Below are 1,497 nucleotides of genomic sequence, written 5' to 3'. Positions count from 1 at the left end.
TACGAACCAGGCGTTGCAGATAGAATGAACCGCCTGCTTTTGGACCGGTACCGGACAAGCCGTGACCGCCGAAAGGTTGTACGCCGACAACAGCACCAACGATGTTGCGGTTAACGTAGATGTTACCGGCTTCGATGCGGTCGCGGATATGGTCGACAGTACCTTCGATACGGCTGTGTACACCGCTGGTCAGAGCATAGCCTTTGGCGTTGATTTGGTCGATGAGTTGATCCAATTCGCTGGCGCGGTAGCGGACAACGTGCAATACAGGACCGAACACTTCGCGTTGCAACTCGTTCAGGTTGTTCAATTCAAACAGGATTGGACGAACGAAAGTAGAGTTGTTGTCATCAACGTCGGCGGCAGTTTTGATTTCGTGGTAAGCCTTCGCTACGCCTTTCATTCGGTTGATGTGGGCCAACAGGTTTTGTTGGGCTTCAGCATCGATGACAGGGCCAATATCTGTGGTCAGTTGGGTCGGTTTGCCGACAACCAATTCGTCCATTGCGCCTTTGATGATGTTGACCATTTTATCGGCAACATCTTCTTGAACGCACAAGATACGCAGAGCGGAACAACGTTGGCCTGCGCTGTCGAAGGCAGAGTTCAATACGTCGAGGCAGACTTGTTCCGGCAGGGCGGTAGAGTCCACAATCATCGCGTTTTGACCACCGGTCTCGGCAATCAGGACAGGGCTGTCGTCGCGTTTGGACAGGGCTTTGTTGATCAGGCGCGCTACTTCGGTAGAACCGGTGAAGATCACACCGCCGATGCGGGCATCGCCGGTCAGGGCAGAGCCGACATCGCCTGCGCCGAGTACGAGTTGCAGCGCAGAAGTCGGAATACCGGCTTGATGCATCAGGGAAACTGCGTAAGTAGCAATCAGGCTGGTTTGTTCGGCAGGTTTGGCGATAACGGTGTTACCGGCTGCCAATGCAGAAACCACTTCGCCGGTAAAGATGGCCAATGGGAAGTTCCATGGGCTGATGGCAACGATTGCGCCGACAGCTTTGGCATCTTTAGGCAAGGTGTTTTCAGCTTCGTTGGCATAGTAGCGACAGAAGTCAACGGCTTCTCGTACTTCGGCAACGGCGTTGTTTAAGGTTTTACCGGCTTCGCGGACGGCCAGCATCATCAATGCAGGCGTGTGTTGTTCCAAGAGGTCGGCAAAACGGCGCAGGCAGTCGGCGCGTTCTGAAGCAGGTTTGGCGCTCCACTCCGGCAAGGCGGCAACGGCTGCACCAATAGCTTCTTGAGCCAATGCCGCATCGGCAAAGCTGACAGTGCCGACAACATCGTTGTGGTCTGCAGGGTTGCGGACGGGTTGCGCTTTGCCCACGTTACGCGCTTCGCCATTGACGATAGAAGCAGCGTGGAAGTCTTCGGAAGAAGCTTGGTTGAGTTTTTCTTGCAGGTTTTGCAATACGTTTTCGTTGCTGAAATCGACGCCTTGGGAGTTCAGACGGCCTTTGCCATACAAATCGCGCGGCAGAGGCA

Annotated in this window: 1 protein-coding gene; it reads right to left on the bottom strand. The window is 54.5% G+C overall.

Annotated features, from left to right (window positions below; translation table 11 throughout):
• A partial coding sequence (locus ACTHUE_RS18705) for an L-glutamate gamma-semialdehyde dehydrogenase (protein ID WP_440424155.1) occupies positions 1 to 1,497 on the bottom strand: 1,497 nt, incomplete at both ends.

The sequence above is a fragment of the Neisseria sp. P0021.S005 genome (assembly GCF_051956955.1).
The sequence above is the reverse complement of the archived record's forward strand: the minus strand, read 5'-3'. Positions and strand labels throughout refer to the sequence as shown.